Origin of the sequence: Actinocrinis sp., from assembly GCF_035650855.1 — a bacterium.
Lineage (GTDB): Bacteria > Actinomycetota > Actinomycetes > Streptomycetales > Catenulisporaceae > Actinocrinis.
In genome coordinates this window covers 33,389-39,852 of sequence record NZ_DASRGV010000098.1, presented here as the reverse complement: position 1 = coordinate 39,852, position 6,464 = coordinate 33,389, and the positions used below count along the sequence as shown (strand labels likewise).

Sequence of the window (6,464 nt, the reverse complement as noted above, 5' to 3'; positions counted from 1 at the left end):
CCGCGGCGAGCGGGGTGCGCAGATCGTGCGAGACGGCCGCCAGCAGCGCCGTGCGCATCCGGTCCGCGGCCGCCAGGCTCTCCGCCTCGGCGGCGCTGCGGGAGAGCCGGCGGCGCTCAAGGGCCGCGGTGGCCTGCGCGGCGAAGGCGTTGAGCACGCGCTGGTCGTTCGCCGGCAGCGTGCGTCCGCGCAGCACGATCACCGCGTCGGGACCGGCCTCGACCACCGTGTCCGCCTGGCCCGGGCAGAGCGCCGGATCGGCCCCGGTGCTGGCCACCAGCGTCCAGCGCCCCGGGTCGTCGTTTACGTCGGGCGGATGCGCCTCCCCGGGCCCGGCCTGCTGCGGTCGCGGCCGTTCCGCATCGGATCGCTGCAAGAGGGCGACCGAGGCCATCGCGAAGGTCTCGCGGAACCGCTCGAGCAGGGCGCTGATGGCCTCGTCGCCGCGCAGCACGGAGACCGCGAACGCGCCGAGGGTCTCCGCCTCGGCGGAGGCGCTGGCGGCGCGGCGGGTCTGCTTGATCGCGAGGTCGACCACGGAGGCCACGGTCAGCGCGACGAGGGCGAACACGATCAGCGCGAAGACGTTGTTGCCCTCGTCGATCGTGAAGGTGTGGACCGGGGTGATGAAGTAGTAGTTGAGCAGCAGCGAGCCCCACAGCGCCGCGATCAGCGCCGAGAGCAGCCCGCCGAGCCGCGCGATGGCCACCGTGGCGACCAGGAAGATGAGCACCTGGCTGGTCAGGTTCAGCCCGCCGTGCGGCACCTGCGCGAGCACCGCGGTGATGATCGGCGGCACGAGCAGCGCGGCGGCGGGTCCGCGCCAGCGTGTGTGTCCCCAGGCGGCTTCGCGCAGTGGGTTGGGCGGCAGCCATGCGGTACGCCGCCGAGCCTGTTGCGGGTCTTCGTGCGTCACCATGTGCACGTCGATGTCGCCGGAGAGCCGGATCGTGCTCTCGCCGATGCCGCGACCGGTGAGCAACCGGCTGAGACGGTTGCGGCGCGACGTTCCGAGCACCAGCTGCGTCGCGTTCACTGCCCTGGCGAACTCCAGCAGCGCCCGTGGCACGTCGTCGCCGACCACGGTGTGATAGGTCCCACCGAGCGATTCGACCAGATGCCGTTGCGCGGCGAGGGCCGTCGGGCTGGTGTCTGCCGCGAGGCCGTCTGAGCGGGCGACGTGCACCGCCAACAGCTCGGGCCCCGCGGCCCCGGCGATCGCGGAGCCAGGCTCCTGATTGCGCACCGCCTTGATCGAGCGCTGCGCGATGCGCGCGGCGCGGCGGATCAGCAGCTCCCCCGATCCGTCCCCGGGCAACGCCACGACCACGCGCTCGCGCGCCTCCCACACCGAGTCGATCTGATGATCCTCCCGGTAGCGCTGCAAGACCTCGTCGACGCGGTCGGCGACCCACAGCAGCGCCAGCTCGCGCAGCGCGGTGAGGTTGCCGAGCCGGAAGTAGTTGCCCAGCGCCGCGTCGATGCGGTCGGCCGGGTAGACGTTGCCGTGCGCGAGCCGCCGGCGCAGCGCCTCCGGGGACATGTCCACCAGCTCGATCTGGTCGGCGGCGCGCACCACCTCGTCCGGCACGGTTTCCCGCTGCGGGACCCCGGTGATCCGCTCCACCACGTCGCTGAGCGATTCCAGGTGCTGCACGTTCACCGTGGTGATCACGTCGATTCCGGCGTCGAGCAGCTCCTGCACGTCCTGCCAGCGCTTGGCGTGCCGGCCGCCCGGGACGTTGGTGTGCGCCAGCTCGTCCACGAGCGCCACCTGCGGCCGCCGGGCCAGCACCGCGTCGAGGTCCATCTCGCGCAGCTCGCGGCCGCGATACTCGCGCGTCAGCGGCGGAAGTAGCGGCAGGCCCTCAGCCAGCGCGATCGTGTGCGGGCGGGCGTAGGTCTCGACCCAGGCGACGACCACGTCCGCGCCGCGCTCGATCCGCCGGTGCGCCTCCTCCAGCATCTTGTAGGTCTTCCCGACGCCAGGAGCCGCGCCCACATAGACCCGCAACGTGCCGCGCATACCGCAATCCTGCCACCAGCGGCCGGAATGACTCATCGCGTTGACAGCCGCCGCGCCCGGCGCGGGCGCCACCAGAGTGAACGCCCCAGTCATCGCCCCGGTGATTGCCACCTTCATCGCCCGGCGATCGCCGGAGCGACTCTTGCGGCGAATCGGTGCAACCTCCTCTTTCCGGTCATCGAGTTCTGAGTTAACGTCAGGTACAGCCGCGTGAACCGTTCGGGCGGCGACCGCCGTCCGGGATTCGCGCTCCTTCCCACCCACAAGGAGCATTCATGCGTTTGCGCCTGATATCCCGCAGCGCGCCCCGCACCGGCCTGCCCGCCCGCCGCTCGGCGCGGGCCGGCCTCAGCGCACTGCTCATCGGCTCGTTCGCGCTGTTCGCCGTCCCGGTCTCGGCCGGCGGCGCGGCCGCGGCGCTGGCCGGGCTCGACTTCTCCCCACACGCGGCCGGCGCGCGCCTGCACCCGGGCGCCGCCTCCGGCCTGAAGTTCGCCACCAGCACCAACTGGGCCGGCTACGCCGCGCACTCCACGAAGTACACCTCGGTCACCTCGACCTGGCGCGAGCCCGGCGCCAGCTGCGGCTCGACCACGTCGTACGCCAGCTTCTGGACCGGGCTCGACGGATACGCCAGCGCCTCGGTCGAGCAGACCGGCACCCTGGTGCTGTGCTCCGGCGGCCGCGCGACCCAGTACGCGTGGTACGAGATGTACCCGGCCAACCCGGTCTACTTCAACAACACCGTCGCGGCCGGCGACACGATCGTCTCCCGGGTCACCGCGACCTCCTCCGGCGCGTTCACCCTCTACCTGGCCGACACCACGCGCGGCTGGAGCCACACGGTCAACCAGACCAACTCCTCGCTGGCGCGTTCCTCGGCCGAGGTCATCGCGGAGGCGCCGTCCTCGTCCAGCGGAGTGCTGCCGCTGGCGAACTTCGGCACCGTGACGTTCACCAGCTCCACGGTCAACGGCGGCTCGCTCGGCGCCTCGAACCCGACCTCGATCACGATGGTCACCAGCTCGGGGACGACCAAGGCCTCGGTCAGCGGGATCTCCGGCGGGACGTCCTTCTCGGCGACCTGGCACCACGCCTAGGCGCTGAGGGCGGCTCGGGTGCGGCGGCACTCCCCGGCGATGCCGCCGCACGTCGAGCATCGCTGACGCCTGCGACGGCCCGGCAACGAGCCGATACCGATAGCAGGACACTCATGCAGCGAGCCGGTCACAAACCGGCGTCGCGACGATAGCGCACGGCGCCCCCTCGGGGCGGCTGATTTTCCGGTTCCTGCCACGCCGCCCGCGGCGGGCTCAACGCGATCATCCCGGCGATTTGCCGGGCGCGCTGCTCTGGCGCGGCCTTCGGCTTTCGGCGAACTTACTCGGCGCTCACCTAGTTTGTTCTGTCGCGCAACCAACAGGCGGCTGCGACCCCGCCGACGCGGCGACGTATCTGTCCACCGCGAAGTCCTGGGCCGCGAGCGTGGACGGCTGGACCTACACCGCCAGCGGCCCGTTCCCGCGTCCACGCCGAGCAACGGCACGGTCTACATCGCCGGGAACTTCTCCGCGCTGGGGACCGGCATGTCCGCGTCGAACGACAGGAATCCGGGACTGTATCCGCTCACGAAGATCGGCTCGAACCAGTGGCAGATCATCGCGCCCGCGATCTCCGGCAGCACCCTGCAATTCAAGTTCGACCTCAACGGCACTTGAACCAACGTCGAGGAGGCGGCGCCCTGCGGCAGCGCGGCGAACCGCGGCTTCTACTTCAACGGATCCGGCAGCTCGTACACGGCCGATGACACCGTGCTGAACTGGGCTGGCTTGAACGGCTGCTGATAGCCGCAGCACTGTGACACGAACGGCATCAGGCGTGCCGCGCTCCGGGGACGAACGGAGCGCGGCACGCCCGCCGTCGGTCAGGGCCGGACCGCCTCCAGCGCCTGCCTGGCCTCCTCCACCGGAGCCAGCACCCTCGGCGGCACGTTCATGGCCACCAGCCTGCGCCGCACGCCGTCGACCCGGTCGACTCCGGTGGCGTACCAGGACCGGTGCAGTTGCGCGATCGCCCCGCCGAGCAGCCTGGCGGACTCCTCGAGCTCGCCCTGCTGCGCGCGCACGTGCGCCAGGTCCGCCAGCGTGATCGAACGCTGCTTCGCGCCGGTCGCGGGCAGCGTGCGCAGGGTGCGCTCCAGCGAGGTGGCGGCCTCGCCGGTGCGCCCGGTGGCGATCTGGCAGAAACCCTTGAAGCCGGCCAGCCGGGAGGCGTCGTAGAAGTCGAGCCAGTCCGGCTCCAGACCGCCGCCCGCCGAGCCGAGCCCGCCGAGCGCCGCCTCCGAGCGGGCGATCAGGTCGCCCGCCGAGGCCGCCGCGCCGAGCCTCGCCTCGATCTCGGAGTCCACCGCGTACATCCAGGAGCGCTGCATCGGCCCGATCGCTCCGGCCGCCTCGTCGTGCGCGAGCGCCATCAGGTCCCTGGCCCGCCGCGCCCGGCCGCAGAAGGCCGGGACGAAGGCCATGTGCGCGAGCACCGCTCCGGTCAGCGCCCGGTCGGCGGCTTCGCGCGCCGCGTCGAGGGCCACGGCGAAGTAGCCGTCCGCGAGCCTCGGCTGCTGGAGGTCGAAGAAGGCCAGCCGCGCGGCGAGCAGCGCGGTCTCGGCCACCGGGGTTGCGAGCCGGGTGCGCAGCGCCGCGGAGTCGGTCGCCCGCAGCAGGCCGACGCCGAGTTCGGAGTGCGCGGCGACCGGGGCGAACATCGCCGAGGCCGCGACGCTCCAGTACAGGGTGCGGTGCTGAGCGGTGATCGCCGAGTACCCGGCCACCAGGGTCGAGTCCACGGCCGCGGCGCCCGGCGTGACGCCGACGCGCTGCTCCGCGAGCCGGGCGGCGGCCTCAGGCTGTCGCGAAACCGCCTGGTTCGCCGTGCTCTGATACTGAGAACCCTGATATTTCTGGCTTTGTTGCGGTGCTGAACCCTGATACGGCGCGCGGGCCGCGGCCCGCGCGGACGCGGGAGCGGCGGCGGCCAGGCCGCCGGAACCGAGCGCGACCGCGCCCGTCACGAACTGTCGTCTCTTCACCGGGTCGTGCCTCTCGTGGTCGTCGCGTAACGACCGCGTGACCCCTGCTCCCCTGCCCATGTGCGCCGATCCACCCGAGCCCGAATCGGGTGGATCGGCCTCCTCGCGCGCCCATTGCGGCTGGAATCCCATCCGCTCGATCGGCACGCCGAACAATGCCTCCAGCACCGCCTGGTACGCCGGCAGCGGCAGCGGCGGGTTGTCGCTCTCCCAGCGCCGCACCTGCCGCACCGAAAGCGAGAGCGGCCGGCCGATCTGCCGGGAGCGCGCCTCGAAGGCGGCGGCGAAGTCCGCCTGCGTCCAGAAGCGGCGCAGCCGCAGCTGCCGCAGCGCGTTGTTACCCGTGGCCGCCGAACCCGCGCCCGCACGCGTTGTCGGCGGGGGCGGCAGCTGCGGTGTGGGTACCGCGTGAGATGCGTGGGATGTGGAGCGCGCCTGACCCTGCCGTGACGGTGTCGCCTGCGGCATCGCCCGGACTCCTTCCTGCGGCGTTCACGGTGCGCGTGTGGTAGATCAGCGCAGAGTGGCAACCGATCCGCATCGTAAGTTAGCCCGGATCGGTGAACGTCGGGGGTGTTTCCACCCATTCGTGGGATGGCGATGTCCGGCGCGAGTCCGCACCGGCGCGGTTGAAGAGGTCATATGCGCTGATACGGAAGGTCGGTCCTTTCGGCGCACGGCTCGAAAAAAGCGGGAACGATACGGGCGGTCCGGTCGTCTCAACGACTGTGGGGGGCGATTGACGCGGCGGCGACGGGAGCTACGGAACACCGGTGCCACGGCGTCCGTTGTACGGACAGGACACACTCGGAGGGGACTGTGTTGGTGGACGAGATGGCTGTGCCGGACAAAGGCACGACGGGCGGATCGGCGCACGGCGGGAAGGCGAGCGCGCGGTCGGCGCACTTGAGTCAGGGCCACGCTGCGGCTCAGAACGAGGCCGCGACGGCGGTCGCGGTACTGCCCGAGCGCAGGTCCGCGCGTAATGCGGCGCGCATTCCCCCGGTCGCCCAGCTGCGGCTTGGCTGGCAGGAGCGGGCCGCCTGCCAGGGTTCGGACGCGCGGCTGTTCTTCGGGCCGGAGAAGGAGCGCATCCGCGACCGCGAGGTGCGGGAAGGGGCCGCGAAGCGGGTGTGCGCGAGCTGCCCGGTGCTGCGGGAATGCCGAAACCACGCGCTGCAGACGCCGGAGCTCTTCGGCATCTGGGGCGGGCTGAGCGAAACGGACCGGGAGATCGGGTTCGGGCGGTCCTTCGGCCGGCGCATCCCGCGTCCGCGTTCCGTGGCGGCCTGAGCGGCGATCCGAGCGCGGATCCAAGCGGATCCAAACCGGATGGCAAAGCGGGGACCAACG

General features: G+C 71.9%; 5 protein-coding genes. 2 read left to right on the top strand and 3 right to left on the bottom strand.

The window, feature by feature from the left end:
* The coding region (locus VFB40_RS07950) for a sensor histidine kinase (RefSeq protein WP_324848652.1) at positions 1–2,026 on the bottom strand (2,026 nt) is incomplete at its 3' end.
* A gap of 275 nt (positions 2,027–2,301) precedes the next feature.
* Between VFB40_RS07950 and VFB40_RS07945 the strand changes: the two genes are divergently transcribed.
* Positions 2,302–3,126, top strand: coding sequence for a G1 family glutamic endopeptidase (locus VFB40_RS07945; RefSeq protein ID WP_324848651.1), 825 nt, complete (start codon positions 2,302–2,304; stop codon positions 3,124–3,126).
* A 449-nt stretch (positions 3,127–3,575) separates the two neighbouring features.
* On the opposite strand, the gene VFB40_RS07940 is transcribed toward VFB40_RS07945, so the two are convergent.
* Together VFB40_RS07940 and VFB40_RS07935 are read right to left on the bottom strand one after the other, a co-directional pair.
* Complete coding sequence (locus tag VFB40_RS07940) at positions 3,576–3,710, bottom strand: hypothetical protein (protein ID WP_324848650.1); 135 nt, start codon at positions 3,708–3,710, stop codon at positions 3,576–3,578.
* A gap of 240 nt (positions 3,711–3,950) precedes the next feature.
* Entirely contained in the window at positions 3,951–5,579 is a 1,629-nt protein-coding gene (locus tag VFB40_RS07935; RefSeq protein ID WP_324848649.1) for an NsdA family TPR-like regulatory protein, read from the bottom strand.
* 366 nt (positions 5,580–5,945) lie between these two features.
* Between VFB40_RS07935 and VFB40_RS28490 the strand changes: the two genes are divergently transcribed.
* Positions 5,946–6,404 (top strand): WhiB family transcriptional regulator, encoded by a 459-nt coding sequence (locus VFB40_RS28490; RefSeq protein ID WP_349261386.1) that lies wholly within the window; start codon positions 5,946–5,948, stop codon positions 6,402–6,404.
* Positions 6,405–6,464 lie beyond the last annotated feature (60 nt).